Origin of the sequence: Wylensekiella montiformis (assembly GCF_009697385.1) — a bacterium.
Taxonomy (GTDB): domain Bacteria; phylum Bacillota; class Negativicutes; order Selenomonadales; family Selenomonadaceae; genus Selenomonas_A; species Selenomonas_A montiformis.
In genome coordinates, this window is the sequence record NZ_VUNL01000002.1 from 65,177 (window position 1) to 92,070 (window position 26,894).

Annotated in this window: 22 protein-coding genes, 5 tRNA genes and 1 other annotated feature; of the genes, 3 read left to right on the top strand and 24 right to left on the bottom strand. The window is 51.0% G+C overall.

Features of this window, described 5'->3' with window-relative positions:
* Positions 1-149 precede the first annotated feature (149 nt).
* The 6 genes from FYJ78_RS01905 to FYJ78_RS01930 all read right to left on the bottom strand — a co-directional run bounded on the left by FYJ78_RS01905 (position 150) and on the right by FYJ78_RS01930 (position 6,995).
* Positions 150-1,442, bottom strand: coding sequence for a DUF445 domain-containing protein (locus FYJ78_RS01905; RefSeq protein WP_154619706.1), 1,293 nt, complete (start codon positions 1,440-1,442; stop codon positions 150-152).
* Positions 1,439-2,680: a DUF445 domain-containing protein gene (locus FYJ78_RS01910; protein ID WP_154619707.1), complete on the bottom strand. Its 1,242-nt coding sequence runs from the start codon at positions 2,678-2,680 to the stop codon at positions 1,439-1,441. Before FYJ78_RS01910 ends, FYJ78_RS01905 begins: the two co-directional genes overlap by 4 nt.
* Positions 2,681-2,694: 14 nt before the next feature.
* Complete coding sequence (gene galU, locus FYJ78_RS01915; protein ID WP_154619907.1) at positions 2,695-3,570, bottom strand: UTP--glucose-1-phosphate uridylyltransferase GalU; 876 nt, start codon at positions 3,568-3,570, stop codon at positions 2,695-2,697.
* Positions 3,571-3,611: 41 nt separating this feature from the next.
* Positions 3,612-4,358 carry a nitroreductase gene (locus FYJ78_RS01920; protein WP_235899763.1) on the bottom strand — a complete coding sequence of 249 codons (747 nt, stop codon included), beginning with the start codon at positions 4,356-4,358 and terminating at the stop codon, positions 3,612-3,614.
* Positions 4,359-4,546: 188 nt separating this feature from the next.
* On the bottom strand, positions 4,547-6,514 hold the full coding sequence (gene htpG, locus FYJ78_RS01925; RefSeq protein WP_154619708.1) for a molecular chaperone HtpG: 1,968 nt from the start codon (positions 6,512-6,514) through the stop codon (positions 4,547-4,549).
* A 124-nt stretch (positions 6,515-6,638) separates the two neighbouring features.
* Positions 6,639-6,995 carry a diaminopimelate epimerase gene (locus FYJ78_RS01930; RefSeq protein ID WP_235899765.1) on the bottom strand — a complete coding sequence of 119 codons (357 nt, stop codon included), beginning with the start codon at positions 6,993-6,995 and terminating at the stop codon, positions 6,639-6,641.
* 131 nt (positions 6,996-7,126) lie between these two features.
* Between FYJ78_RS01930 and FYJ78_RS01935 the strand changes: the two genes are divergently transcribed.
* Positions 7,127-7,978 (top strand): AraC family transcriptional regulator, encoded by an 852-nt coding sequence (locus FYJ78_RS01935; protein ID WP_154619709.1) that lies wholly within the window; start codon positions 7,127-7,129, stop codon positions 7,976-7,978.
* Between the two features lie 91 nt (positions 7,979-8,069).
* Here the strand turns inward: FYJ78_RS01935 and FYJ78_RS01940 are convergent, their stop codons facing one another.
* The 18 genes from FYJ78_RS01940 to map all read right to left on the bottom strand — a co-directional run bounded on the left by FYJ78_RS01940 (position 8,070) and on the right by map (position 24,920).
* Complete coding sequence (locus FYJ78_RS01940; RefSeq protein ID WP_154619710.1) at positions 8,070-8,912, bottom strand: Mrp/NBP35 family ATP-binding protein; 843 nt, start codon at positions 8,910-8,912, stop codon at positions 8,070-8,072.
* 73 nt (positions 8,913-8,985) lie between these two features.
* Positions 8,986-12,996: a DNA-directed RNA polymerase subunit beta' gene (gene rpoC, locus FYJ78_RS01945; RefSeq protein WP_154619711.1), complete on the bottom strand. Its 4,011-nt coding sequence runs from the start codon at positions 12,994-12,996 to the stop codon at positions 8,986-8,988.
* An 18-nt stretch (positions 12,997-13,014) separates the two neighbouring features.
* On the bottom strand, positions 13,015-16,746 hold the full coding sequence (gene rpoB, locus FYJ78_RS01950; RefSeq protein ID WP_154619712.1) for a DNA-directed RNA polymerase subunit beta: 3,732 nt from the start codon (positions 16,744-16,746) through the stop codon (positions 13,015-13,017).
* Positions 16,747-17,055: 309 nt separating this feature from the next.
* Positions 17,056-17,427: a 50S ribosomal protein L7/L12 gene (rplL, locus tag FYJ78_RS01955; RefSeq protein ID WP_154619713.1), complete on the bottom strand. Its 372-nt coding sequence runs from the start codon at positions 17,425-17,427 to the stop codon at positions 17,056-17,058.
* Between the two features lie 61 nt (positions 17,428-17,488).
* A complete protein-coding gene (gene rplJ / locus FYJ78_RS01960) occupies positions 17,489-18,028 on the bottom strand; it encodes a 50S ribosomal protein L10 (protein WP_154619714.1) in 540 nt (179 codons plus the stop codon).
* Positions 18,029-18,133: 105 nt separating this feature from the next.
* Positions 18,134-18,272, bottom strand: a sequence feature (ribosomal protein L10 leader region).
* A gap of 35 nt (positions 18,273-18,307) precedes the next feature.
* On the bottom strand, positions 18,308-18,991 hold the full coding sequence (rplA, locus tag FYJ78_RS01965; protein ID WP_154619715.1) for a 50S ribosomal protein L1: 684 nt from the start codon (positions 18,989-18,991) through the stop codon (positions 18,308-18,310).
* A 71-nt stretch (positions 18,992-19,062) separates the two neighbouring features.
* Positions 19,063-19,488 (bottom strand): 50S ribosomal protein L11, encoded by a 426-nt coding sequence (gene rplK, locus FYJ78_RS01970; protein WP_154619716.1) that lies wholly within the window; start codon positions 19,486-19,488, stop codon positions 19,063-19,065.
* Positions 19,489-19,530: 42 nt separating this feature from the next.
* Positions 19,531-20,082, bottom strand: coding sequence for a transcription termination/antitermination protein NusG (gene nusG / locus FYJ78_RS01975; RefSeq protein WP_154619717.1), 552 nt, complete (start codon positions 20,080-20,082; stop codon positions 19,531-19,533).
* A 15-nt stretch (positions 20,083-20,097) separates the two neighbouring features.
* Positions 20,098-20,271, bottom strand: coding sequence for a preprotein translocase subunit SecE (secE, locus tag FYJ78_RS01980; RefSeq protein WP_328597612.1), 174 nt, complete (start codon positions 20,269-20,271; stop codon positions 20,098-20,100).
* Between the two features lie 36 nt (positions 20,272-20,307).
* Positions 20,308-20,457 carry a 50S ribosomal protein L33 gene (rpmG, locus tag FYJ78_RS01985; protein ID WP_075431109.1) on the bottom strand — a complete coding sequence of 50 codons (150 nt, stop codon included), beginning with the start codon at positions 20,455-20,457 and terminating at the stop codon, positions 20,308-20,310.
* A gap of 168 nt (positions 20,458-20,625) precedes the next feature.
* A tRNA-Met gene (locus FYJ78_RS01990) sits at positions 20,626-20,702 on the bottom strand.
* 7 nt (positions 20,703-20,709) lie between these two features.
* Positions 20,710-20,785, bottom strand: a tRNA-Thr gene (locus FYJ78_RS01995).
* A gap of 11 nt (positions 20,786-20,796) precedes the next feature.
* Positions 20,797-20,872, bottom strand: a tRNA-Met gene (locus FYJ78_RS02000).
* A 12-nt stretch (positions 20,873-20,884) separates the two neighbouring features.
* Positions 20,885-20,970, bottom strand: a tRNA-Tyr gene (locus FYJ78_RS02005).
* Positions 20,971-20,997: 27 nt separating this feature from the next.
* Positions 20,998-21,073: transfer RNA gene (locus tag FYJ78_RS02010), tRNA-Met, on the bottom strand.
* Positions 21,074-21,295: 222 nt separating this feature from the next.
* A complete protein-coding gene (gene pfp, locus FYJ78_RS02015) occupies positions 21,296-22,585 on the bottom strand; it encodes a diphosphate--fructose-6-phosphate 1-phosphotransferase (protein ID WP_154619719.1) in 1,290 nt (429 codons plus the stop codon).
* Positions 22,586-22,746: 161 nt separating this feature from the next.
* Positions 22,747-24,048, bottom strand: coding sequence for a DEAD/DEAH box helicase (locus FYJ78_RS02020; RefSeq protein ID WP_154619720.1), 1,302 nt, complete (start codon positions 24,046-24,048; stop codon positions 22,747-22,749).
* A complete protein-coding gene (map, locus tag FYJ78_RS02025; RefSeq protein ID WP_154619721.1) occupies positions 24,048-24,920 on the bottom strand; it encodes a type I methionyl aminopeptidase in 873 nt (290 codons plus the stop codon). The genes FYJ78_RS02020 and map overlap by 1 nt, the downstream gene beginning before the upstream one ends.
* A gap of 184 nt (positions 24,921-25,104) precedes the next feature.
* Between map and FYJ78_RS02030 the strand changes: the two genes are divergently transcribed.
* Positions 25,105-25,773: a C40 family peptidase gene (locus tag FYJ78_RS02030; protein WP_154619722.1), complete on the top strand. Its 669-nt coding sequence runs from the start codon at positions 25,105-25,107 to the stop codon at positions 25,771-25,773.
* Positions 25,774-25,870: 97 nt separating this feature from the next.
* Complete coding sequence (locus tag FYJ78_RS02035) at positions 25,871-26,716, top strand: polysaccharide deacetylase family protein (RefSeq protein WP_328597613.1); 846 nt, start codon at positions 25,871-25,873, stop codon at positions 26,714-26,716.
* Positions 26,717-26,894: the final 178 nt, after the last annotated feature.

A 26,894-nucleotide genomic window follows, 5' to 3' on the forward strand; every position in this document is an offset into this window, starting at 1 on the left:
TTTCTTTTATGTATACTATATCATTGAAAGAAAAAAAAGAAAAGACAGACCAAAAAGAAGTACCATGCGCATATCTCCCCGCAGAAGATATGCACACAGTACTTCTTCGTTATACATCACAGGCTCCGGCGGATGAAAGCACAGCCTGTTCAATAGGCCAGGAAACGCAAAGATACAAATAAAAGCAAGCCAATTCCTGCGCCGACAATCGATCCGTTCATCCGGATCCACAGCAGATCCGGCTCTACCTTATCATAAACCAGATGATTCAACTGTTCGTCGGTCAGTCGGGATAAAACCTGCGTAACAATCACACCAATCAGGGTCTGGGCATGCAATGCCGACCGGGCAATGAGATCATAAAGAAACCGTTCCAGCTGTTGATGAAGTTGCGGCTTCGTCTCCATAATCCACAGCATATGACAATATTCTCTGCGCAGGAGTTCTTCCAAGTGCAGAGAAAATCCTGCTTCTCCCCATGATTTTTTCGTATCGCCGCAAAGTGTGTCACGAAACTGTCCCCAGACCCGGCCGACAATCTGCTCCCATGGCAGTTCATCCAGCAGCCCGTCCCTGATGCCGCAAAGCATCTGCCGCCAGTGCGGCTCCTGACGGAGCTGATCGGCCTGATCGTAAAGCAAGGTGAGTACCCTGCGCTGCAAATCGGAATCCGGGACAGACAATTTTTCCAGTGCGGATAAGATCTGCCGCTGTGTCAGAACAGCCGCTTCTTCATAATTGACCAGATCCACGGCCTGAGCCAGCCCCACAAAAAAAGCAGCCATGGGATGATCTTTCATGTTTTGCTTCCCGTATGCTTCAAACTGATGAATCAGGAATTGACGTGTCTGATCCGATGACGCGCGTCCTTTCAAATACTCTGCCAGACGCATCAGGAACACTTTATCCCGTCCATCATGGCGAAACCATCGTTCTAGCAGAATGGCCAGCTGATCCGGAGGTACACGGCTCAGTGCAGCACGTAAATGGCGGGCCAGTTCGGAGGCCTGTACCTGCATGTCCTGAGAAAACAAGACACTGCGCACCTCATGCATCATCTGCCGTACCAGACGATCTTCCGTGTCTTTTTTAGCCAGCCATCCCATAAGCAGCGGAAACAGTCGAAGGTGTTCCAAATGACGAAAGATTTTCCGTTTCGAAAAGAACTCCCGCTGAACCATTTGTACGGAGGCCTGAATGAAGGCTGTCCTCCGCCGTGGGAGGATGGCCGTATGGTAAGGAAAGCCCAGCGGCTTGCGAAACAATGCCGTCACAGCAAACCAGTCTGCAATACCTCCTACCAGCGCGGCTTCCGCACAGAACAGGAATCCATCCGCCACGACCCTGCCCGGATACTGAAGATGAATACAAAGGGCAAAGAAAAACAGAACCAAGGCCAGAAGCAGGGTCCTGTCAGCCTTATTCCAGTCCGACCAGATCAAAGTCCCCACATCCTTTCCATCAGGCAAACCACCAGATACAGACCGATACCGACCAACGCGCCCACAATGGAGCCATTGATCCGGATCATCTGCAGATCATCCTGCACCTTATTTTCTACAAAATTCACCAGTGCATCGTCCGAAAATTCCGCAAGCCGCTCACGAATCAAAGCGGCAATCACATCATGATGACGCTCCAGTTCCGATCCGATGAAATCCTTCAGAATCGCATCCAGCCTGCGCTGCCATGGCCTGCTGACCGCCAGCTTATCGATCTTCGCATCGATAAACGCATGAAGCCGTGAAAGCCAGAATGGGTTCTCCCCTTTCAGATTCCATTCCATCCACTTCGCCGCCATTTCTGTGAGATCTGCCTGCTTAAAAAGCTCTTCTCTGCGCTCGCGAAGCAGATCAAGAAATCTCGGATCCCGGCTGAAAGCCCGCAGCATGGTTTCCCATCCGGCTTTTAACGCCCCGTAATCCTCAGACCCGCCCGACAGCAGTTCATCCATCCGGCGTTCCAAAATCCCGGTCAGCAGGCTCAAGAGCCTCTCATCAGAAAGGCCAAGAGAAGACAAAAGGAGGGCACGTCCCGCGGAATCTTTCTCATACTGCTCCCGCATGGCACGAATATGCTCCAGCAGGATCTGTTGAAAGTCCGGGGAGAGCAGCGACCTCTTTCCGATGGAAAGCAGCCAGTCTGACAGCTTTCTGGTATAGGGTTCATCAGCCAGCATGCGCAGCAGTTCCGGCACAACGTCCTCGATTGTCATGCGGCTTAATCCCTTGCGGACAGCAGGCGTTATCTCCTCAGCCACAGTCTTCGTGTCCAGCTCCCCGACCGCCTGAAGCAAAACGGCCTCCGCGGTTTCATGTACCTTTGCGCGCCCTCCGCGATGTACTAAATAATCGATCAGCAGATCAGACAGCGGCTGATCGCGGACAATGCTCATGATATTCCTGGTACTGAGCAGATCGTCACTGGCAAAAGATACCATCGCTTCCATAATCCGCCCGCGATTGCGGCGCAAAATATCTGTCCGATAAGAAATGCCAAGCGGGCGATGAAAAATAGCCGTTACAGCAAACCAATCGGCCAGTCCGCCGATCGTCGCAGCCAGGAATCCGTGATAGAGCAGGCCGGCCACCCCCCCATTTCCGCCTGTCATTGCCATAGTTCCCGCCAAACCTGCAGCACTGATGCCCAGTGCCAGATTCGCTTTGTTTTTTTTTCGCAAAAGAATCACACACCTCAGATTTGCTCTGTGAGTTCCTTCAGATATGCCCGGAACGGGCCGCCAAGGTCTTTACGACGAAGCGCAAACTCTACCGTCGCCTTGAGGAATCCTAGCTTATCTCCCAGATCATAGCGTTTTCCCTCAAAAGCATACGCATAAACCGCATCTTCATGAGCCAGCACACGAAGCGCATCCGTCAGCTGAATCTCCCCACCCTTTCCGGGTTTCGTCTCGGAAAGAATATCAAAAATCTGCGGCTTGATGATATAACGGCCCAACACCGCCATATTGCTGGGCGCTTCCTCCCTGGAAGGCTTTTCCACCATATCGGAAACCTTCATCAAACGCCGGTTTTTGGTTTCTTTCCCCGCGATAATGCCATAAGAAGATACCTTTTCCTCCGCTACCTTCTGACAGCCAAGCACCGATCCGCCCGTCTCTTCATACACTTCAATCAACTGCTTCAGCGCTGGTTTCTGCGGATTATAGACCACATCATCTCCGAGCAGGACGGCAAACGGTTCATCGCCCATAAAAGATCTGGCGCAGAAAATCGCATCGCCAAGGCCGCGCATATAACGCTGGCGGATATAGTGGATATTAATATCCGCCGTTTCCTGCACCATGCGGAGCATTTCCTGTTTCCCCTTTTTTTGCAATTCCGCCTCCAATGCAGGTGCGCTGTCAAAGTGATCTTCGATGGCACGCTTTCCATGTCCACTGATAATAAGAATATCCTCGATCCCACTGGCCAGCGCTTCCTCTACAATATACTGGATCGTCGGCTTATCAACAATCGGAAGCATCTCCTTCGGTGTTGCCTTCGTCGCCGGCAGGAAACGAGTCCCATATCCCGCTGCCGGAATTACTGCTTTTCTGATCTTCTGCATCATATTTTACAATCCCCTTATTCATATGTTTCAGAGCATGTTCAACCGATGTAAGTCACCTCATTGCCCCGTATCGGCAAAATCTTTCGATTGGGCAGTCCGTCTTCTGTATCCGGATAACCAAGGCTCAAAGAGCCGAATACCTGCTCATCCTCCTGCATCCCCAGTTCACAGAGGTAATCCAAAAGGACCGGATTATCCTTGAGCCAGCGCAGCTGATTAATCCAGCAGGAGCCAAGATCCAGCGCATTGGCCGCCAGCATCATGTTTTCAATGGCACAGGCCGTGTCTGCATAGCGATTGCCATAACCACGCTTGTTGGCTACAATGATAAGCGTCGGCGCATGATAATGAAAAACATAAGTCCCTTTCTTTGAGAGACGAATGGCATTGCCGATATCTTCACTGTTCTCATCGGTAATCTCCATCCCGGCAAATTCCTCACGCACCAGACGAGCCAATGTGTCCAGCACATCCGGGTCCCGAACAACAAGGAAATGATTCTGCTGCTTATTCTTGCCACTCGGCGCCTGCCGCCCGGCCTCGATGACCTGACGAAGCTTTTCCACATCGACCGGCTCCTGCTTAAAACGGCGCGTACTGTGCCGCGTTGCCATGCAGTGCAGTGCCATGGACGGCAGCATATCTTCCGCCCAGTTCAGCAAATCCAGCGCATCACTGACCTTTTTATGCGACTTATTATGCCCCTCCATCAGCAGAACATCATCGACATCCTGCAGCTGACGAATGACACAATCAAACATCTCCATATCCGGCTGTCTTTCCATTGTGATCCCTCCAATTGAACATACCTTTCATTCTGTATCGTTATTCCGTGATTGCTCAGTAGTATGTATTCGCCGCTATCCAACAAAAAACCTGCTTCTGTAAAAGAAGCAGGTTTTACAGGATACATCATCGGATCCATTCAACCAAAGCCAGCGGAAATCTAAAACGTCCCTGACTTGGATTCCTTTTATCTGGCCATGAGTCCGGCAATCTTGTTGGCAAACTCCACTGGATTTTCCGGAAGAATTCCCTCAATCAGCAAGGCCTGCGTATAAAGCAGATCACAATAATCCTTAAATTCCTTGTTATCCTTGCCCGCATGATGCAGATCCTGCAAACGCGAGAACAACGCATGATGCGGATTGATTTCCAATATGCGCTTTGCCTTAAAGAGCGGATTATCCATCTCAGCAAAGGTCTGTTCCATCGACAGCGACGGACCGGCTTCATCCGCCACGAGACATACCGCACTGGATTTCAGGCGGGCCGACACCTTGACATCGGCCACCTTGTCTCCCAGGACTTCCTTGATATCCTTCATCAGCGCATCATTTTTCTTCTGAATATCTTCGGTCTCTTTCTTGACTTCCTGACTTTCCGCATCCTCGAGATCCAGATCGCCGCGGCTGATGGAATGGAACGGCTTCCCATCATATTCACGCAGCGTTTCAATACAAAACTCGTCAACTGGATCCAGCAGATACAGCACTTCCAGTCCTTTGTCGCGCAGCGTTTCCATCTGCGGCAGGTGCTCGATCGTTTCTTTATCCTTCGCTGTTGCATAATAGATCTTCTTCTGACTCTCAGGCATCCGTTCCGTATATTCCTTCAGCGAAACAAGCTTGCCGTCCTTTGAACTCAGGAACAGGAGCAGATCCTTTAATTTATCCATGGTATCGCTGCCCGAATACATGCTGTTATAAACGCCGATTTTCAGCGATTTGCCAAACTCATTCCAAAACGCCTCGTAATCTTCGCGCTTGTTTTTCATCTTGCGGGACAGGGCCTTCAGGATGTTTTTCTCCAATGCCTTGCCAATGACCTTCAGCTCGCGGCTTTGCTGCAACAGTTCGCGGGAAATATTCAGCGACAGATCCGGAGAATCCACCAGTCCTTTCACAAAACGCAGATAATCCGGCAAAAGATCCTTGCATTTATCCATAATGAACACATGGCGGGAATAGAGCTGCACCCCCGGTTCATAATCCGTATGATAAAGGTTAAACGGTGCGCGGGAAGGAATGCAGAGCAGTGCAGTATATTCAACCGAACCTTCCGCATGCGTATGGAAAACCTCCATCGGCTTTTCCCATTCATGGAACTGATTCTTAAAGAATTCCGTATACTCCTCTTCCTTAATCTCTGACTTATTCCTCGTCCAAAGCGGCTGCATGGAATTCAGCGTACGGACTTCACTCTTCTTTTCCTTCTCCGCTCCTTCAATCTCTTTGCCGTCTTTATCCCGGGGCGTTTCTTCCCACTCAAAGGTCATACGAATCGGATAGCGGACGTAATCCGAATATTTTTTGACCAGGCGTTCCAGCTTATACGTATCCGTATAATTCTCTTCCGACGCGTCGCCATAAAACTCTTTGCCCAGAGTCATCGTGATGCTGGTACCGCGCTTCTCCCGACTGCCGTCCTCGATCGTATAAGATCCGTCCCCCGTCGATTCCCAGCGCGTCGCCTGAGTCTCGCCGGCCTTCCGCGTTTCAATGGTCACTTTATCCGCCACCATGAACGCCGAATAGAAGCCTACGCCGAACTGTCCGATCAGATCTTTATCCTCTGAGCCGGCTTCTCCCTTTTCACTGGCTTCCTTCGCCTTTTTCAGCTGTTCCATAAACGCCTTGGTACCGGATTTGGCAATCGTGCCAATGTTCTCGATGACCTCCTGACGGCTCATGCCGATACCATTATCGGAAATCGTCAGCGTATGCGCCTCAGGATCCGGCTGCAGGAAAATCTCGAAGGAATCGTCCCCTTCGAGAATATCGCGATTCGTCAAACTTGCAAAATGCACTTTATCGATTGCATCTGATGCATTCGATATCAGTTCCCGCAAAAAGATCTCATGATTCGTATAAATGGAATGAATCATCAGGTCTAAAAGCTGCTTTGTCTCAGCTTGAAATTCATGCGTTTCTTTTGCCATTTCAATCTGCCTCTCTTTTTCACCATTCTTGATTTGTATTAGCACTCCATCTCCATGAGTGCTAACGTATGGATATAGTATACGACAGAAATGACAAAAAGTCAAAAAACAAATTCTCTCAACATCAGCAGGCAGCAGCGGCAAACCGTGCATCTGCCTCACGCATCAGCCCGACAAAGAAATCCGTCACATGAAGCTCAAAGTCTGCCCGGCTGCGCGAAAGAACGCGATAATCTTCCGCCGTCATCGTCTGCTCCCCGCCATCCGCAGCAAAAACACGGAAAGATGGGATCTCCTTTGTCCCCGTATAAACAATGATGCGATCGGCTCCGACCCCCTTTCGTCCGGCCAACAGCCGAATGGCTGCAGCCCCTGGCATATATCCCTTTGTCCCGTCGAAAACAAGAATCTCCCGTCCCGCTATCCGATAGCTGTGAAGCACCATCATTTCATTCACCGGCCTTTCTCTGTCTCTCGCCATGCAAGCGCTTTTCTTTATTCACTTGCTTCATTATAGCAAGGTTTTATTTGCAATAAAACAGCAAATTATGCTTTTAATATGGGAAAAAATGTAGTAAACTAAAAGAAATCTTAGAGAAAGTAAGTGATAGAATGGACCGTTACCAAAAAAAGGGCTACCTGTTCAGCAATTTCCGCGTGTTCCGCTTACGGGATACGGCACTGACTTCCATCCCGTTCCACTATCATGATTTTCATAAAATCATCCTGTTTCTGGATGGCAGCGCCGACTATGTGATTGAAGGAAAAACCTATCAGCTGATTCCGCGCGATATCATTTTCGTTTCAGCAGGCGAAATTCATCGCCCAGTCTTCCACTCCTCTTCCTCTCCCTATGAGCGGATCGTGATTTACGTCGCACCAGATTTTCTCGCACGCTGTCAGGCTCAGGATCCGGAACACAATGACCTTGCCGCTTGTTTCTGTCAGGCGAAAAAAACAGCGGCGGTCATGCATCAGACTCCTGATACCAGTCACGATCTTCTCTTTCACATGGATAAATTGGAACAGACCGCACATGCCAGCGGATTTGCGAATAAACTTTATACGGAGCTGCTTTTTATCGAATTCATGATCCTCGTAAACCGGCTGATTCTTGAACATGAACTGGCCGGACTGAAAAACGCCTCATTTGATCCGAAGATCCAGGATGTTCTGACATATATCCATCATCATCTCTCCGAACCCCTGAGTATCGACGCTTTGGCTGCGCATGTCTATATCAGCAAATTTTATCTCATGAGAAAATTCAAGGCAGATACGGGATATGGAATCCATCAATACATCCGCAGCAAACGTCTGCTCATGGCTCGCGATATGCTCCGCACCGATATGCCAATCTCACGGATCGCCGCAGAAGTCGGTTTCTCCGACTATTCCACCTTTTCCCGCGCGTTCCGTGAGCTGTTCCATTGTTCGCCCCGAAAGTTCCGTCAGTCGCTTTAATCTTCCCCGTTTTGGTCAGATCGATACGTTCTTTTCTAATGAACAAAGGCCGGTCAGGATAAAAAACCTGACCGGCCTTTGTTGCCAGCTTTTATCGGTTTTGGTCAAGCCTGAGCAGCTTATCTGCTGCCTCGTCCAGCCATTTCCCTTCCGTTGTCTCAATTTGACCCGCATCGCACTCAGCCGCCAAAGCGGGAAGAATAGGAATGCGTCCAAGAATATCCAGTCCGTACTGACTGGCAATTTCCTGAATATGGCTCTTGCCGTAAATCTCGTGCCGCTTGCCGCAATCCGGACACTCAAAGTAGCTCATATTCTCGACCAGTCCGAGAATCGGAATCTTCATCCCCTCTGCCATCTTCACCGCTTTTTCCACAATCATGGAAACCAGCTCCTGCGGACTCGTAACAATGATAATCCCATCCAAACGGATCGACTGCATAACCGTCAAAGGCACATCTCCCGTTCCGGGCGGCATGTCCACAAACATGTAATCCACATCCTGCCAGATAAAATCCTGCCAGAACTGCTTGACTACGCCGCTGATAATCGGCCCGCGCCATACCACCGGATCCGTACTGTTCTCCAAGAGAAGATTCATACTGACGATATCGATGCCGCCGGCCGTAGTAACCGGATAAGCTCCGGCCTGATCGCCGCGCACTTCTCCCCTGACGCCGAACATCTTCGGAACAGACGGTCCTGTGATGTCTGCATCCATAATACCGACATGGCATCCCTTACGGCTCATTGCCACAGAAAGCAATCCTGTTACCAGAGATTTGCCCACGCCGCCTTTTCCACTGACCACAGCAATAACATGCCGGATATCACTGAGTTCATTAGGCGCTTCATGCAAGTCGTGCGGCTGACGCGTATCCGCGCCGCAGGTTGTTCCACACGAACTGCAATCATGGTTGCATGCTTCTTCCATATTGTTGCCTCCCCTTATCTCACATATAAAGAAAAGCCTTCCCAAGAGAGGGAAGGCTTTTCTACGGCACCGATCAGGCGCCGGTTGTCTCCGTTTCAGGTTCATCCGAAGAACTATCGGGATCCGGAACCAGCTCTGGTTTCGGGTCGTTGTCAACAATTTTGAGATTGCGATAACGGCTCATGCCTGTACCAGCAGGAATCAGCTTGCCGATAATGACATTCTCCTTAAGTCCGATCAGCGGATCGACCTTTCCTTTGATGGCAGCATCCGTGAGAACACGCGTGGTCTCCTGGAACGATGCTGCGGACATAAAGGAATCCGTAGCCAGCGATGCTTTGGTGATACCGAGAAGGATCGGTTTGGCCACAGCCGGCTCACCGCCTTCTTCGATAGCCTTTGTATTGGCTCCCTCAAAAGAATTAATATCGATGTATTCGCCGGGCAGGAAATCCGTACTGCCGGACTCCTCGATCTTCACTTTGTGAAGCATCTGCCGGACCATGACTTCAATATGCTTATCGTTGATTTCAACACCCTGCGATTTATAAACCTTCTGAACCTCATAAACCAGATAACGCTGCGTAGCCTGCAGACCACAGACCCTCAGGATATCATGCGGGTTAATGGAGCCTTCGGTAAGCTTGTCTCCCGGCTTCAAATGCATACCTTGTTTGGCTGCCATACGAGCGCCATAAGGAATCGCATATTCGCGCGCTTCCCCTTCATCCGGAACGATCGTTACCTTGCGCATGCCCTTGCCTGTATCTTCGATCTCTGCACGACCCTCAATCTCAGCAATGATGGCATGATGCTTCGGTTTCCGGGCTTCGAAAAGCTCCTCGACACGCGGGAGACCCTGTGTGATGTCATCGCCCGCAACACCGCCGGAATGGAAGGTACGCATCGTAAGCTGCGTACCAGGCTCACCAATGGACTGCGCCGCAATGATACCAACAGCTTCACCGATTTCGACCTCTGCCTGATTGGCAAGATCCCGGCCATAGCATTTGATGCAGACGCCAAACTGCGATTTGCAGGTCAGTACGCTGCGGATGGAGACGCGGTCGCGCACCTTTTCAATACGCTTAGCCAGATCTTCATTGACCGTATCATTAATCGAGGCGATGCGCTCACCCGTCTCGGGATCGTCGATATTTTCGGCCAGAACACGGCCAACAATACGTTCGGCCAACGACTCGATGACACCATCGCCTTCCTTGATTGCTTCGACCTCAATGCCGCGAACATTGTTGTTGCGGACACGGAGTTCCTTGGCATCGCAGGAAAGAATCGCATCAATCCCCTCTTCCGAGAGATGATCGCCGGCATGAAGGATAATCTGTCCTTCCGAATCCACTACATCGCGGGTTACTTCCTTGCCGCTCATTTCATGAATCATCGAATCTTTGATCTTCGCGCGGGCTTCTGCATCCGGTTCGCCAAGCGAAATAGCTTCTGTAATCATCGCGTTGCTGATCGCTGCCTCAGAAGCCAGCGAGGAGCCGCGCACCATGATTTCGCGGATATTCTTTTCGCCGATGACCTGAAGTTCCTCTTCGCCGAGAATCGTATCCTTCGGATACACAATCTCCTTCGTTTCCGGATCAATGACATCCGCACCGAGCAGACGTCCAAGCAGGCTGTCATTGAGGATCTCCAGCGCATCGAGCGTGGATTCAGCCAAACGCGCACGGGCCTGAACCAGATTCAGTGTAGAAATATCACAGTCTTCCTCACGAACGATGACATCCTGCGCGACATCGACCAGACGACGGGTCAGATACCCCGAGTCAGCCGTACGCAGCGCTGTATCTGCCAATCCCTTGCGGGCGCCATGAGAAGAGATAAAGTAATCGGATACCGAAAGGCCTTCGCGGAAGTTCGCCGTAATCGGCAGATCGATGATCTTACCGGACGGATCCGCCATCAGGCCGCGCATACCGGCCAGCTGACGCATCTGCTGCTTATTACCGCGGGCGCCAGAGTCTGCCATCATGAAGATCGGATTGAACGCATCCATGTTGTCCATCATGGCATCAGCAACATCATCTGTCGCCTTCGACCAGAGCTTGATTACCTTGTTATAACGCTCTTCCTCTGTGATAAGACCGCGATCAAACTGGCGCTCAACCTTATTGACGACCTTTTGCGTATCGGCAATGATCGTCTTTTTCTTGGGCGGCACGATAACATCGGAAATCGCTACCGTCATGCCGGCAAGGCAGGCATAATGATAGCCCAGATTCTTCACGGCATCGATAACCTCCGCCGTCTTTGTCGCACCAAAATGATTGTAGCAGTTCGCAACCAGCTTGCCCAGTTCCTTCTTGTTCATAAGGATGCCCAGACTCCACTGGTCGCTGTCCTTATCCTTGTAATAATACCGAAGCTCCTGCGGCAGAATCTCGTTAAAAATCATCCGCCCCAGCGAAGTCTTGACCAGACCGTATCCCTCGATACGGCACTGGATCTCCGCCTGCAGGTCAAGGGTATGCTGCTGATAAGCCAGCAAAGCTTCCGCAATACCGGTAACAGCCTTGCCCTCGCCTTTGGCACCGGGGCGAAGGATCGTCAGATAATACGATCCAAGCACCATATCCTGCGTCGGAACAATGATCGGTTTACCGTCTTTCGGAGCCAGAATATGGTTGGCGGCCAGCATCAGAATACGGGCCTCCGTCTGAGCCTCTGCCGAGAGCGGCAGATGGATCGCCATCTGGTCTCCGTCGAAATCCGCATTATATGCCGTACAAGCCAGCGGATGCAGCTTCAAGGCGCGACCCTCTGTAAGAACCGGCTCAAACGCCTGAATACCAAGACGATGCAGCGTCGGCGCACGGTTCAGCAAAACGGGGTGCTCCTTGATGACATCCTCCAGAACATCCCAGACCTCCGGACGCGCCCGCTCAACCATACGCTTAGCGGATTTAATATTATGCGCAGCGCCCGAGGAAACCAGCTTTTTCATGACAAACGGCTTGAAAAGTTCCAGAGCCATTTCTTTTGGCAGGCCGCATTGATGCAGCTTAAGCTCCGGCCCTACAACGATAACCGAACGCCCGGAATAGTCTACACGCTTGCCCAGAAGGTTTTGACGGAAACGCCCCTGTTTCCCCTTCAGCATATCCGAAAGAGACTTGAGCGGGCGATTGCCCGGGCCTGTGACCGGACGGCCGCGGCGGCCGTTATCAATCAGAGCATCCACCGCTTCCTGCAGCATGCGCTTTTCATTGCGCACGATGATGTCCGGTGCGCCGAGATCCAGCAGGCGCTTAAGGCGATTATTGCGGTTAATGACGCGGCGATACAGATCGTTGAGATCCGATGTCGCGAAACGGCCGCCATCAAGCTGCACCATTGGACGCAGTTCGGGCGGAATAACCGGGACAACGTCCAGAATCATCCAGGACGGCTTATTTCCCGACTTGCGAAATGCCTCGACTACCTCGAGCCGCCGGATGGCACGAATCTTTTTCTGGCCGGAGGTCGTCCGCACTTCCTTGCGAAGCGTTTCGCTCATGCGGTCCAGATCCAGTTCCTCCAAAAGCTCTTTGATCGCTTCAGCCCCCATCCCTACACGGAAGGTATTGCCATACTTTTCAAGTGCATCATGATACTCTTTTTCCGACAGGAGGCTTTTCTTCGTTAAGTCTGTATTATCGCCCGGATCCAGTACGATATAATAAGCGAAATATAATACTTTTTCCAATGCGCGCGGCGAGATATCCAAAATCAATCCCATGCGGCTCGGAATCCCCTTGAAATACCAGATATGAGATACCGGAGCTGCCAGTTCGATATGTCCCATACGTTCACGGCGAACTTTGGCACGGGTGACTTCAACACCGCAGCGGTCACAGATGATCCCCTTATAGCGGATCCGCTTATATTTTCCGCAATGACATTCCCAATCGCGGGTCGGACCGAAAATACGCTCACAGAAGAGTCCGTCACGTTCCGGCTTCAATGTACGGTAATTGATGGTTTCCGGCTTCTTGACTTCACCATAAGACCACTCACGGATCTTGTCCGGAGAAGCCAAGCCGATGCGCATCGAATCGAAATTATTTACATCCAGCAAAGAGATGACACTCCCCTCTTATTCCTCATCCTCACCATCATCCGCATGGTCTGCATCCGGGCCCTCCATCGAACCCATGCTGCCGATGTCCGCAATGATGTCATCCGGCTTATCGTCATCAGACGGCGCTCCGTCATTATAATGATCCGTATCAGCCGATTTTGGCGTTGCGGCGCCGTCCTTGTTCGGATCAACACCAGTAACATCCAGATCCAGCTTTCTGGCCGTCTCATTAATATCTTCATCATCCTCATCGAGCAGAGAAATCTCCTTGGCATCTTCATTGAGAACTTTGATATCCAAGCCAATGGACTGCAGTTCTTTGATAAGAACCTTAAAAGATTCCGGCACTCCCGGTTCAGGAATATTTTCTCCTTTGACGATCGCCTCATACGCCTTGACACGGCCGACGACATCGTCGGACTTGACCGTCAGGATCTCCTGCAGCGTATACGCCGCACCATAGGCTTCCAAAGCCCAGACTTCCATCTCGCCGAAACGCTGTCCGCCGAACTGCGCCTTACCGCCGAGCGGCTGCTGCGTGACCAGCGAGTACGGTCCGGTCGAACGGGCGTGAATCTTATCCGCAACCAGATGATGCAACTTCAGGAAGTAGGTGCATCCTACCGTTACACGATTTTCAAACGGCTCGCCCGTACGTCCGTCGTAAAGAACCGTCTTACCATCGGAAGGAAGACCGGCCGCTTTGACAGTTCCCCATACATCATCATCATTTGCGCCGTCAAAAACCGGCGTTGCAATATGGATACCAGCCTTATCCGGTTTCGGCATTCCATATTTATCAAAGTCATAGCCGGCATCGCGCAGACGCTGCTCTACAGTCGGGTCTCCGTCCTTGATCTGCTGTCCAAGCACTTTGACCGCCATACCCAAATGAACTTCCAATACCTGTCCGATGTTCATTCGGGAAGGAACGCCCAAAGGATTCAGCACCAGATCAACCGGCGTGCCATCCGGCAGGAACGGCATATCCTCCTGACGCATGATACGGGAGACAACGCCTTTATTTCCATGACGGCCAGCCATTTTATCTCCGACGGAAATCTTGCGCTTCTGTGCAATATAGACGCGTACAAGACGATTGACGCCCGGCGGAAGTTCATCATTATTTTCGCGGCTGAAAATCTTGACATCGACGATCTTTCCCTGTTCTCCATGCGGAACGCGCAGGGAGGTATCGCGAACCTCACGCGCCTTCTCACCGAAGATGGCGCGGAGCAGCCGTTCTTCTGCCGTAAGCTCCGTCTCACCTTTCGGCGTTACTTTTCCGACCAGAATATCTCCCGGACGCACATCAGCGCCAATCGAAATGATACCCTCTTCATCCAGATCTTTCAGCGCATCTTCCGCGACATTCGGAATATCACGAGTAATTTCCTCCGGCCCGAGCTTTGTATCACGGGCATCGCACTCATACTCCTCGATATGGATCGACGTATAAAGATCACGCTTTACGAGGTTTTCCGACAGAAGGACCGCATCCTCATAGTTATAGCCTTCCCATGGCATGTAGGCCACAATGATATTGTAGCCGAGTGCCAGCTCGCCATGGTCGGTAGCCGGGCCGTCAGCAATCGGCTGATTTTCAACCACTTCATCGCCCTTATATACAATCGGCACCTGATTGATGCAGGTTCCCTGATTGGAACGCAGGAACTTCTGCAGTTTATAATGGTCAAGTTCACCGTCTTTGCGGCGCACATCGATGAAATCCGCCGTAACATGCTCTACAGTACCTGCATGCTTGGCAAGAATCATGACACCGGAATCGCAGGCGGCCTTATATTCCATACCAGTGCCGACCAGCGGTGCCTGAGTGCGAAGGAGCGGAACAGCCTGACGCTGCATATTTGCGCCCATGAGTGCGCGGTTGGCGTCATCGTTCTCAAGGAAGGGAATCATAGCCGTCGCGATGGAGAATACCTGACGCGGGCTTACGTCCATGTAGTCTACCGTATCCCGGTTATGCAGACCCGTCTCTTCGTTATACCGCGCCGTTACACGTTCGTTGATAAACCATTCGTTCTCATCCAGCGGTTCATTCGCCTGCGCAATGACCAGCTCATCCTCTTCGTCAGCCGTCAGATAACGAACCTCATCCGTTACCTTATGGGTTTCCTTATCCACACGGCGATACGGCGTTTCCATAAAGCCGAACTGATTCACCCGAGCATACGTAGCCAAAGAACCGATCAAGCCGATGTTCGGTCCTTCCGGCGATTCTACCGGGCACATGCGGCCGTAATGCGAATTATGAACATCGCGCACCTCAAACCCGGCGCGTTCACGGGACAGTCCGCCCGGTCCGAGAGCCGAGAGACGGCGTTTATGCGTAAGTTCAGACAGCGGATTATGCTGATCCATAAACTGCGACAGCTGGGAGGAACCAAAGAATTCTTTAATGGCTGCAACCACCGGGCGAATATTAATCAGCGCCTGCGGCGTAATAACATCCACATCCTGAATCGTCATTCGCTCACGTACTACACGCTCCATACGCGAAAGACCGATACGGAACTGGTTTTGCAGCAACTCACCGACAGCCCGCACACGACGGTTGCCAAGATGGTCAATATCATCCGTACTGCCCACGCCGTCCATCAGGTTGAGCAGGTAATTGATCGAGGCAATAATATCGTTTCTGGTGATCGTGCGGTCATGAATATCCAAAGTCGGCGAGCAAAGAAGTTTCAGCCTGCTTCCGTTTTTCTGAAGAAGATAGAGCTGAATCAAGTTGTCTTCACCGAAAAGCTGCTTTTCACGCTCTGCATCGATTGGATCCAGCATGTCTTCCGTGACGACGACACCGTCCGGGATCACGATTTCACCGGTTTCTTTATCTACCACCGGCTCAGCCAGAACCTTTCCCAGAATGCGGCGCTTCCAGCCCAGCTTTTTGGTCAGCTTATAGCGGCCGACCGTCGCCAGATCATAGCGTTTGGGATCAAAAAACAGCGAATTCAAAAGCTGCATGGCATTGTCTTCGTTAGCCGGCTCGCCCGGACGGAGACGCTTGTAGATCTCAATGACCGCTTTTCCCTGAGACTTGACCTCTTCGCCGTCGCGCTCCAGCGTATTCATGATACGGGGATCTTCGCCAAAGAGATCGATAATCTCTTCGTCGCTCGCAAAGCCAAGTGCACGAATAAAATAGGTGACCGGCATCTTACGCGTACGGTCAATACGAACGGAAACCACATCATTCGTATCGGTTTCCAGCTCAATCCAGGCTCCGCGGTTCGGGATGACTGTCGCATTGTACAGATGCTTGCCGGTCGGATCGATTTCCTCGCCGTAATAAGCGCCCGGTGAACGTACCAGCTGGCTGACAATAACACGTTCCGCACCATTGATGATGAACGTGCCCGTATCCGTCATGAGCGGGAAATCTCCCATGAATACTTCCTGCTCCTTGATTTCACCGGTTTCGCGATTGATAAGGCGAACATTGACGCGAATCGGTGCTGCATAGGTCACATCACGTTCTTTACACTCATCGAGCGCATATTTCGGCTCACCGAGAGAGAAGCTTTCAAACGATAACACCAGATTCTCGGAAAAATCCTTGATCGGCGAAATGTCATTGAAGATTTCCTGCAAACCTTCATCAAGGAACCACTTATAGCTGTTCCGCTGAATGTCCAGCAGATGCGGCATTTCCATGACTTCCTTGATCCTGGCATAGCTATACCTGGTTCTTTTGCCCACCGGCACAGGATTAAATAACAAATCCTTCACCCCTTAGCCTGATTTTACTAGAATGATCTTAAAATGACGGGATTCTGACCACACAAAGAATAACGGAATACAGGAACAAGAAAAAAAACAAGGTATGCGATTCGTTTACACCTTGCTTCCAGTTCCTTTCCGCTTGCGCATAGTTATCCCTATTCATTTTCCTGTAGTTTCTTAGTTTAGCACGCTTATTTCTCTATGTCAAGCATAAAGTTCGACTACGCCCTTTAGCCCGGATAAATTCTTGACAAAAAAAAGAATCACCCCGAAAGATGATTCTTTTTCCCATATGATGAGCCGAAATTACTTCAGTTCAACAGAAGCGCCAGCCTCTTCGAGCTTAGCCTTGAGTGCTTCAGCATCAGCCTTGGCAATGTTCTCTTTAACAGCAGCCGGAGCGCCATCAACGAGAGCCTTTGCCTCTTTCAGGCCCAGACCCGTAGCCTCGCGGACAGCCTTGATGACATTGATCTTCTTGTCACCGGCAGCCGTCAGCATAACCGTAAACTCAGATTTCTCCTCAGCAGCAGCGCCGCCGGCAGCACCACCAGCAGCAGCAACAGCAACCGGAGCAGCTGCGCTGACGCCGAACTTCTCTTCCATAGCTTTTACGAGCTCAGACAGCTCGAGGACAGTCATGTTTTCAATGGCTTCCATGATTTCTTCTTTAGTCATTTGAATATACCTCCAAAATTTTGATTGAATTCATTTTCATGCAGTAGAACGGAACCGCAGATCAAGCGGATTCCTTCTGTGCGCGGATAGCGTCAAGCACATAAACAGCGTTGCGGATAACTCCCTGAAGAACGTTGACCGTATTGGAAATCGGAGCGTTCATGCTGCCCAGCATCTTGGCGACCAGTTCTTCGCGGGAAGGCAGTGCAGCCAAAGCCTTGACTTCGTCAACACCAATGACCTTGCCTTCTACCGTACCGACCTTGACGGTCAGCACCTCGTTCTCATCCAGTTTATTTTTCTTGATGAAGCCGCAGATCACCTTGGCCGGTGCCACTGCATCTTCTGTCGAGAACGCAAATGCCGTAGTTCCTTCCAAATGTTCGTCAAAGCCCTCGATGCCAGCCTCCTTAGCGGCCAGACGGAGCATCGTGTTCTTGACGACATGATACGTTACTCCCGCTTCACGCAGCTCACGGCGGAGCTCCGTGTCCTGAGCAACGGTCAGTCCTTTATACCCGGTCAGAACTACACCCTTGGCATTCGTCAGCTGATCCTTAAGCTCAGCAACGATTGCCTGTTTTTTTGTCAAATCTGCCATTGTTGAAATACACCTCCTGTCTTTTATGATTTTAAAGCCTGTAAATTTGCTTCTCCTGCGAGATCCCTGAAACGCCTCATCCTCAAGCGAGGACGATTTACTCAGGCAGTCAGCAAAAAACCTCCGGCTGCATCCGCCGGAGGTTGAATATTCGAATTCAGTGTGCTCCGGCCTCGGCAGGCGGCAAATATGCCGTTAGATGATAAATCAAGCCTGCTGTCTACAGCCATCGTTATACAGTTGTTGAGACCGGAGCCTCGTGGAACCTGTCAGGGCAGCTCAGCCGACCTGAACCGGAATGCCAGGGCCCATCGTAGCGCTTACCGTAACAGAGCGCATATACTGGCCTTTGGCAGCAGCCGGTTTTACACGGTTCAGTGTATCAATCAGGGCCTGGAAGTTCTGCTGAAGCTTCTCAGCGTCGAAAGATGCCTTGCCGATCGGGCAGTGTATATTACCAGCCTTATCGGTACGGTACTCGACTTTACCTGCTTTAATCTCGGAAATTGCCTTCGTGAGATCCATCGTAACCGTGCCCAGCTTCGGGTTCGGCATGAGGCCGCGGGGGCCGAGGACCTTACCAAGACGACCGACTGTGCCCATCATATCCGGAGTAGCGACAGCGACATCAAAATCAAGCCAGCCACCCTGAATCTTTTGGACGATTTCATCGGAGCCGACGAAGTCTGCACCAGCAGCTTCTGCCTCCTTGACTTTCTCGCCTTTTGCAAAGACGAGGACACGCTTGGATTTGCCCGTGCCATGCGGCAGGACAATAGCGCCGCGAACCTGCTGATCAGCATATTTCGGATCTACGCCGAGACGGACATGCAGCTCGATCGTTTCATCAAACTTTTTCGTCGCCGTCTTCTTGACGAGTTCCATAGCCTCAGCAGCCGTATAGACCTTGCCAGCTTCAACCAGCTTGCAAGCGTCCTGATATTTCTTACCAGCTTTAGCCATTGTAAGTTTCTCCTCTCGTGGTAATAACGGTAAAAATCCTCCCACGGGATGAAACCGCGCCGACCTTTCGGTCAGTCAACGATTTCGATCCCCATGCTGCGAGCCGTACCCTCAATCATGCGGGTAGCCGCCTCGATGTCAGCAGCGTTGAGGTCCTTCATCTTGCTCTCTGCAATTTTCATTGCTTCAGCCCGCGGCAGTTTTGCTACCTTGTTCTTGTTCGGCTCACCAGAAGCCTTCTCAATCTTCGCTGCTTTCTTAAGCAGAACAGCAGCCGGCGGAGTCTTCGTGATGAACGTAAAGGATCTATCCTCAAAAACCGTAATCTCAACCGGGATAATCAGACCTGCCTGAGATTTGGTTCTCTCATTGAACTCCTTGCAGAAGCCCATGATGTTGACACCTGCCTGGCCCAGTGCAGGACCTACCGGAGGAGCCGGATTCGCCTTGCCAGCAACAACCTGGAGCTTGACAATCTTGGAAACTTTCTTTGCCATGATATTTACACCTCCCTAAAATGGATTCTCTATGGCCTTGTCTCAGACTTTATCCACCTGATCAAAGCCAAGGTCAATCGGGGTTTCCTCAACCAGAACCTTGAGCCGCGCTTTTTCCTGATCGATCTCAGAAACAGCACCCGTATAGTTCTCGAAAACGCCCGAGTTGATGCGAACTACATCCCCGATGGAAACATCCAGCGCGGGTTTCAGCTCTTCTTCGCCCATGGACTTCAAGATACGTTTTGCTTCAGCATCAGTAAGCGGTATCGGATGCTTTTCGGAACCGACAAACCCCGTGACGCCAGTGGTATTCCGCACCACATACCAGGAATGTTCATCGACGATCATATCGACCAGCACATAGCCCGGAAAAACCTTCCGCGGAACGACTTTTTTCTTGCCGTCCTTGATCTCAACCTCATCTTCCACAGGGACGACGACATTGAAAATCATGTTTTCCATGTTGGCCGTATGAATCAGACGTTCTAGATTAGCCTTGACCTTATTTTCATAACCTGAATAGGTATGAATCACATACCAGGCTCTGCCAGGATTGTCCTGACGCAGATCCATCTCGTCTTTTTCTGCCATGCTTATCCCACCTGCTTACCTTAAAATGATGTGGAACAATCTTGCAAAGATCGTATCACAGACCCAGATCAGAGCACAGACAATCGCAACGGCAATGCCGACAACGATGGTATAATTAACCAGCTCTTTCCTGGTCGCCCAGGATACTTTTTTCATTTCGGCGATTACTTCGTCTATGAATTTCTTCACAGTTACTTCACATCTCCGTTCAAACCGCAAAAGCGATCATTTCGTCTCTTTGTGCAGCGTGTGTTTCTTGCAGAACTTGCAGTACTTATTGAACTCCAGACGATCCGGGTTGTTCTTTTTGTTCTTGTTGGTGCGGTAGTTGCGGCTATGGCACTCCGTGCACTCCAACGTGATATTGTTGCGCATCTCTTGTTTACACCCCTTACGCTCAGAAACTATGACTTTTTCACAATGTCACTAATACAATTTAGCACACTTGCCGTTGCCTGTCAACAAGGAAACCTTGACAAGAAGAAATTTATTCGGACATTGTACATAAAGAAAACCCCTTTTCAGGGGTCCATCGGACAAAATTGGTGGCGGCACAGAGATTTGAACTCCGGACACTGCGGGTATGAACCGCATGCTCTAGCCAACTGAGCTATGCCGCCGTATATATGGAGCTGATAACCAGGATTGAACTGGTGACCTTATCCTTACCAAGGATACGCTCTACCGACTGAGCTATATCAGCGTTCCGACATTTGGTTGCGGGAACAGGACTTGAACCTGTGACCTTCGGGTTATGAGCCCGACGAGCTACCGACTGCTCCATCCCGCGATATTCATTAAGTGGTGGGCAGGGATGGATTCGAACCATCGTAATCCGAAGATGACAGATTTACAGTCTGTTCCCTTTAACCACTCGGGCACCTGCCCATATATCAGAAAAAAGTAACATTCATTTGGTTGCGGGGACAGGACTTGAACCTGTGACCTTCGGGTTATGAGCCCGACGAGCTACCGACTGCTCCACCCCGCGATGTAAGCATCAGCCTCGGCAGATGAATTGCGGTATCATCACATCACTGGCTGACAAGAAATTATTATAAAGCATCTCCAGACATACGTCAACCCCTTTTTCTATAAAATATTCCCCGCAAACACAAATAAATGCCTTCCGCTGAACCATCCCCTGCATCAGGCCGAAACCTCCCGGCTCCATAGAGGGATCTGTTCAAAAGAAGGCATTGTGAAATTCGATTTATTTTTTTTCGGTATTCGCCGATGCAGCCAGTTCTTCCGGATCATCGAAAAGATACTGATACCGTTCCTTGAACGCCTGCGGTTCCATGCGGTACGCATTGGCCAGTCCCGGATCTTCCAAATCCTCCCGTTCCAGACGCATCATCAGGCCTCGGGCGATCTTATAATGAATGGAATGGGTATTGACCTTGCGAACCATGGTCTTGCCGGTTGCGGGATCTTTGATGTCCTCGAAACGCATGGGTACAGCCTTGTTATCCTGAATCGTAATCAGCGCTCCGCTGTCCCCGCTCATAAGGAACTTGACGGCAGAATAACCAAGCGAACGCGCATAATCAATGTCATAGGCAATTGGTGCCGTGCAGCGAAGCTCATAACCGATCTCCTTATCGATTACGGACAGCTTAATGCCGAGTTTTTTGACTTCAGCCAGTACAGCCTGCTTGAGAATCTCACCAAAATCCAGTTCACTGTAACGGATATGACCGTGTTCATCCGTTACAACCGTACCGAGCTTTTTGAAATCCTCCGGTGCAATTTTTTCGATAACGCCCTCGGCAATAACCGCCACGCCGTAATTTTTCCCGGTCAGATACCGCTTGACGATCGAGCCGGTGATAATATCCACGACCTGCTGCAGCGGAATTTTATCCTCCGGAAATTCTTCCGGAATCACAGTAAGTGCCGCTCCCGCGCTGCGCCCCATGCCCAGCGCCAAATGCCCGGCGGTCCGTCCCATGGCAATGGTAAAGTACCACCGGTTGTTTGTTGTGCGGGCATCTTCCATAAGATTCTCAATCTCTGTCGTGGCAAAGGCCCGGGCCGTCTCAAAGCCGAATGTCGGTACCCCCTCCGGCAGCGGAAGATCGTTGTCGATCGTCTTAGGCACATGCACGACATTAATCGTGCGGCCCATCCTGCGGGCATAATCCGAAACCGCCGCCGAGCTGTACGCCGTATCGTCCCCGCCAATCGTAACGAGATGCGTAACCCCCAATTCCGTCAGTGTTTCCACAACCGTACGCAAATCGGATTCCTTTTTTGTCGGATTAAAGCGCGACATCTTCAGAATACATCCTCCGGTCAGATGAATCCGGCTGATGTTTTTCGGCTCAAGACGGATATAGTTTTTCTCGCCGCGTGCTATGCGGGAAAAACCATCATAGATGCCAAGCACATCCCATCCATGACGTGTCGCCTCGTTGACAATGCCGGAAATCACACTGTTGATGCCTGGCGCCGGACCACCGCCGCAGACGATGGCAATGACATTTTTGATACCGATCATGGAATCTCCCCCTTTGTGTTTGTTACATTGCTTAGTTTCGCTCTTTTTCCTAAAAATCCTGCTTTCGTTGATGAACTTTTATAAAATTTTCGACAAATTATAAACGTAAAAAAGATAGGCGCTGCTGTCCAGCGCCCTTCAATGACCTTATTCCTTTTTCCTCAGCGTCTTCCGCCGCGATTTCCGGGCCGCTTTCCACTGCGAACCCGCCGGCTTCTGTCATTGCGGCCGCGATGGGAAGAACCCTTCCGATTCGCATATTTAGACAACGGCTTGTTCTTCTTTTTTTTCGCCTGACGCTTCTCGCGAATCTCCTGCAGAATTTTTTCCTGCTTTTCTTTGTGGCGGCGATGCCGTTCAGAATGCTCTTTGCGAATACGGCTCCGGATGCCGGACTCAATCCGGCGAAGAAAATCGTATTGTCTGGCATTGACAAAGGTTATCGCTTTACCATGTTGTCCAGCCCGGCCCGTGCGCCCGATTCGGTGAATATAGCTCTCCGCGTCGTGCGGAATATCGTAATTAAAAACATGCGTTACGCCTTCAATGTCCAGTCCGCGGGCCGCAATATCCGTCGCGCAGAGGATCTGCAGCTCCGCTTTGCGGAAACGCCTCAACACCAGCGCGCGCTGGACCTGCGACAGATCGCCGTGAAGCTCATCCACCAGATAGCCGCGTGCTGCCAGTGCCATCGTCACCATGTGCACACGCTGTTTGGTATGGCAGAATACCATGGCCAAATACGGGTTATCCTGATTGATACACGCACAAAGCTGATCGATTTTCTGCTCTTCCGTCGTATCCAGAATAACCTGTTCAATCGCATCCAGCGTTACATGCTCACTTCGGACTTCAACCTGCACGGGATCCGTCATATACCTGACGGACAAAGCCCGAATGCGATCTGGCATCGTCGCCGAAAACAGCATGAGCTGCCGGTCTGCAGCCGCTGTCCGCAGCAGTGCTTCAACATCCTCAATAAAGCCGAGACGCATCATTTCATCTGCTTCATCCAGGACAATTTTGTTTACTTGAGACAAATCCAGCGTATGCCGGCGAAGATGATCCAGCAGACGCCCCGGCGTTCCGATAATCAACTGCGGATGACGATGCAGCTTTTGTTTTTGCCGTTCGATATCCTGCCCGCCGAAAAGAACCAGCGAACGGATTCCCACGGCATCGCCGATCACTGCCGCTACCTTTGCAATCTGAACAGCCAGCTCGCGGGTCGGCGTCACAATCAGTGCCTGAGCGACTTCCGCCTGAGGCTTGATCTTCTCAAGGATCGGCAGCAAAAACGCCAGTGTTTTTCCCGTACCAGTCTGCGCCTGCACGACGGCGTCCCTTCCCGACCGCACCACCGGTATAGCCTGCTCCTGTACAGGGGTCGCTTCCGAAATCCCCCTGCCGCGCAGCACACGGCAGATCGGTTCCGAACTGCCCAGTTCTTTAAATGTAGTCATTACGACGAAAGTACCTCCGTCCCTGTCTCTGTAATGAGAATCGTTTTTTCCCATTGAGCGGACAGGCTCTTATCTTTGGTGCGCACCGTCCAGTTGTCTTTCGAATCGACAACGACGCGCCGCTTGCCCATATTGATCATCGGCTCGACCGTCAACACCATCCCGGGAACCAGCAGCATCCCGGTTTCCGGCTCTCCCTCATGCATAACAAACGGCTCCATGTGAAAATCTTTGCCAACGCCGTGCCCGCCAAGGTCGGTAACGACAGAATAGCCATTTTCATGCGCATGATTTCCGCAAGCGGCGCTGACATCCCCGAGAAAATGCCATGGCTTTGCCGCCGCAATGCCCAGTTCCATGCACTCTTTCGTCACGCGCACCAGCCGCTCGGCTTCCGGTGAAGCATGCCCCACAATGAACATCCGCGAAGCGTCTGCATAATATCCATGAAACGTCGTTGTGATATCCACATTGAGAATATCACCCTCCTTCAATATGGTTTTGGGCGAAGGAATTCCATGACAGACTACCTCATTGATGGAAATACAGCAGCTCTTGGGGAACCCTTCATAATTCAAACAGGAAGGATATCCGCCCCGCTCGACAATGTAATCATGAACAGCCTGATCAATCGAAGCAGTATCGGCCCCTTCCCGAACCATGGAACCGGCCAGATCGAGTGCCCCGTCATTGATGACACCAGCCGCCCGGATCCCCTCGATATCCTGTTCATTATTGATGATTTTTTTTGGAGGACGCACCTGCCCCCTGAATACATCAAATTTCATTTCATTAAGACGTTCATCAAAATCCTCGTGGCATTTCTTATATTTTCTGCCGCTGCCACACCAGCAAAGTTCATTTCTCTGCATCGAGCCAAAATCTCCTTTTCCTGATCCATCCGGATCCGCAATACCATATTATTATAGAACGATTTTCAACGAATGGAAAGCCCCCTTCTCGCACCGCTGCCACACAGTCATTCGTTGACCGTCCAAATCGCGCCATGATATAATGGTAAATGTTTCCATCTGATCTTCTAAGGGAGGGTTCCTTTTGCAAAAACTTCTCGTTTCTCTTCTGGCTTCCGCCTGTCTTCTTGTCATGCCGTCTTTCGGCAGCGCAGCCGCATTCCGCCTTGGCGATACGGGGCCGGAAGTTCTGGCCATTCAGCAGGCGCTGGTCAGTTCTGGCTACGATGTACTCGTTGACGGGGATTTTGGCCCGGCGACACAGGAAGCCGTCCGGCAGTTCCAGATCGACCATCAACTGCCGGCCGACGGCTTGGTCGGAGTACTTTCCTATCAGGCTCTCCTCCACCGCTCTATGCCGGAAGCCGAACACCGCTCCTACTTAAAAGGGAACGATGCCATACTTCGTACGGCGCAGCAGTTTCTCGGCGTTCCCTATGTCTGGGGCGGCTCTTCACCAGCCGGATTCGACTGTTCGGGCTTTGTGCAGTACGTCTTTGCCTATCACGGCATCACGCTCCCCCGAACGGCAGATGTTCAGGCGACTGTCGGCATCCCCGTCAGTAAATCCGAGCTCCTTCCCGGCGACCTCGTCTTTTTCGCCGGAGACTATGTAAATATTTCTCATGTCGGTATCTATGCAGGAAACGGACAGATGATCCATGCCTCCACCACCTATGGCATTGCTTACGATTCTCTTTACCGTGACTACCGCGTCGCTCATTACGTCGGAGCCCGCCGCGTAACGGGATAAACCGGCGGCTTTCCCGCAGTTGACAGTCTCACATCCTTGTTATATATTAAAACGTGTGTCAAAAAGATAACTCTCATCAGAAAAGGATGTGTCCTCTGTGAAGACCTGGATCAAACGGATTGCTGTCTTGATGTTTATTCTGATACTCGCCGGACTTGGAGTTTGCGCGTATCTCATGCATCAGGCTGCCGGTGCCGTTCCCGTACTCAACTATCACCAGATCAACGATCACGATGTCAATGCACTGACCGTCAATACCAGTCAGTTTGAGGCACAGATGAAATATCTGGCCGATAAGGGATACCATACCATCACGCCTGCCGAAATGCTCGACGCTTGGGAAAACGGCACCGAACTTCCGGACAAACCGGTAATCATCACCTTCGACGACGGGTATGCAGACAATTATCGCAACGTATTCCCTATTCTGGAAAAATATCAGCTCAAGGGAACCATTTTCCTGATTTCAGATTTTGTCAGTACCTATCCCAATTATCTTACCTGGTCGCAGGTAGAGGAAATGCAGCAAAGCGGCTTGATCGATTTTGAAAGCCACACGTTATCCCACATGCAGCTGGATAAAACGTCGCCGGAGGAAACATGGAACCAGCTTGACGGCTCCCGCAGAGCCCTGGAATGGCATCTGCAAAAACCGGTCCGGTTCATTGCTTACCCCTGCGGCTCCTATGACGAAGAACTGGAGCGCCTGACAAAAGACGCCGGCTACCGGGCTGCCTTTACCGTCAACTATGGGGTAACCACCCCGGACGAAAACCACTTCGTGCTCGACCGCATCCCGATTTTCGGCGGCATGAACCATATGCTGTTCCGGTTTAAACTGCGCCTGAATTATTCGCCCATCTTTGCACCGCTTGCTCATTTATCCCGCTCACTCAAAGAGGAAAATCATACCTTTCTAGCAAAATTCATCCCGACGCCCTAAAAGCGTTCTGACAAAGTTGTGACAAAAGAGAAGAATATGCTCCCCCTATGAGAGACAGGAAAAAGGAAACTGCTATCACAGGGGGGGCGTTTTTTTTGCAAAAATATAAAACGATGACCAAGAAGATGCTGTATCTCCTCCAGAAAAGCCTGCGTTACATTTCCCTGCAAAAAAATCG

Coding starts and splice junctions, on each gene's coding strand:
- FYJ78_RS02020 (WP_154619720.1), bottom strand. CDS start 24,048: ATGACTACATTTAAAGAACTGGGCAGTTCGGAACCGATCTGCCGTGTG.
- nusG (WP_154619717.1), bottom strand. CDS start 20,082: ATGGCAGAAAAAGACGAGATGGATCTGCGTCAGGACAATCCTGGCAGA.
- FYJ78_RS01920 (WP_235899763.1), bottom strand. CDS start 4,358: ATGGAAAGACAGCCGGATATGGAGATGTTTGATTGTGTCATTCGTCAG.
- FYJ78_RS01930 (WP_235899765.1), bottom strand. CDS start 6,995: ATGGCGAGAGACAGAGAAAGGCCGGTGAATGAAATGATGGTGCTTCAC.
- map (WP_154619721.1), bottom strand. CDS start 24,920: ATGCAGAGAAATGAACTTTGCTGGTGTGGCAGCGGCAGAAAATATAAG.
- htpG (WP_154619708.1), bottom strand. CDS start 6,514: ATGGCAAAAGAAACGCATGAATTTCAAGCTGAGACAAAGCAGCTTTTA.
- FYJ78_RS01940 (WP_154619710.1), bottom strand. CDS start 8,912: ATGGAAGAAGCATGCAACCATGATTGCAGTTCGTGTGGAACAACCTGC.
- rplK (WP_154619716.1), bottom strand. CDS start 19,488: ATGGCAAAGAAAGTTTCCAAGATTGTCAAGCTCCAGGTTGTTGCTGGC.
- rplL (WP_154619713.1), bottom strand. CDS start 17,427: ATGACTAAAGAAGAAATCATGGAAGCCATTGAAAACATGACTGTCCTC.
- rplJ (WP_154619714.1), bottom strand. CDS start 18,028: ATGGCAGATTTGACAAAAAAACAGGCAATCGTTGCTGAGCTTAAGGAT.
- rpmG (WP_075431109.1), bottom strand. CDS start 20,457: ATGCGCAACAATATCACGTTGGAGTGCACGGAGTGCCATAGCCGCAAC.
- pfp (WP_154619719.1), bottom strand. CDS start 22,585: ATGATCGGTATCAAAAATGTCATTGCCATCGTCTGCGGCGGTGGTCCG.
- FYJ78_RS01935 (WP_154619709.1), top strand. CDS start 7,127: ATGGACCGTTACCAAAAAAAGGGCTACCTGTTCAGCAATTTCCGCGTG.
- rplA (WP_154619715.1), bottom strand. CDS start 18,991: ATGGCTAAAGCTGGTAAGAAATATCAGGACGCTTGCAAGCTGGTTGAA.
- galU (WP_154619907.1), bottom strand. CDS start 3,570: ATGCAGAAGATCAGAAAAGCAGTAATTCCGGCAGCGGGATATGGGACT.